Annotated in this window: 1 protein-coding gene; it reads right to left on the reverse strand. The window is 51.5% G+C overall.

Features of this window, described 5'->3' with window-relative positions:
• Positions 1-1329 (reverse strand): YncE family protein (locus NG833_RS31155; protein WP_254568927.1); only part of this gene is annotated, 1329 nt, incomplete at both ends.

Here is a 1329-nt window from a genome sequence, read left to right on the forward strand (position 1 = left end):
CTGTTTGCTATCCAGGTAGAAATTGCCCGGATTTTCTACCGCTTTGACTATCTCCTCAACGTTGAAACCCAATAAAGCACCTTGTTCCGTCGAGTCTAATTTCAACCCCGGATAAGAAGCCCATAAATAGCGATCGCCTCCCGACAGTTCCAAATCCGTCGTCAAACCGCCGGGAATGGGACGAGTTGCCGCCACCAACGTCGGTTTGGGGCCAAAGGGATCTTTAATAATGCCAATATTACTGCCCGCTCGCCGTCCGTCTATACTTTCCACATTAGTTTGGCTGCTGTTATTAATCGCCGCCACAAAAGCATAGTCCCCGTTGGCCATCACCTCCACATCCACCGCTCGATTAATATCAAAGTAATCCGCAAACGAACCGAGACCTAAAGAGGCGTATTTTGGCTCCCTGGTAGCAAATAAGAGCGGATCGTCGTTGGTAATTTCCACCGCCCCAAAACCATAGCGATCACTCACAGTGGTAAAGGCGATTTGTTGCGAATTCTCGGCAACGGTTATCCCTTGTACCCAAGCGGGAACAGAAATCTCGCCAATTGGTTCGTGCCAGCGCCGAGTATTTGCGCTCTCGTCACTGGGGCGATCTGCCAGATCGGTGTTGATAACTATAATCTGGCTATTGGGGAAACCTGGAGCCGCCACAAAAAGTTTGCGTCCGTCGGGACTCAGCTCAATGCCTGCCACTCCAGAGGTGGCCGAAGCGAGGGAAATCGTTTGAGTCACTTGGTTGTAAGCGTCGGAAAGGGGATCGATATCCAACACATACACCGCCCCAGAGTTCGAGTCGGCAATATAAGCGTATTTGTCCGTGGGGTGGATCGCGATCGCCCCGGGAGCGGCATTAGCCGGGAGGTCAATCGGATCTATCTCTGCGCTCGTCAGCGGGTTGGTATCCACCTGTCGTAGAGTCATCAAATCTACCAGCGCCACCCGACCCGACTGAGCTAGAGGCACATAAGCTCGCGTCCCATTGTGAGTTGCCGCCACTTCAACCGGCTTGTCAACCGCATCTGGCGTCCCCACGGGAATTTTCGCCGTCAGCAAATCGGAACTATTTGATTCAGAAATAACCGATTCGGTAGAACTCACATTCAACACCGACAGGCTATCTCCCGACTCTTGGGCTGCCAAAATATGTTCCAGGCAGACTGGTGCCAGTTGAATCGGTCGTTCCGTTTCCAGTTCGATAATTTCATATTGGTCTACATTCGTTCCCAAACGCTGTTTCTGGGGTCGGATTAACACGATTTCTGCTTCTCCCAGGGCAATGGTTTCTGGTATTTCTACCGCCACGGTAAATCGATTTTCTCC

The organism is Oscillatoria sp. HE19RPO (assembly GCF_024220515.1).
Taxonomy (GTDB): Bacteria; Cyanobacteriota; Cyanobacteriia; order Cyanobacteriales; family Laspinemataceae; genus Laspinema.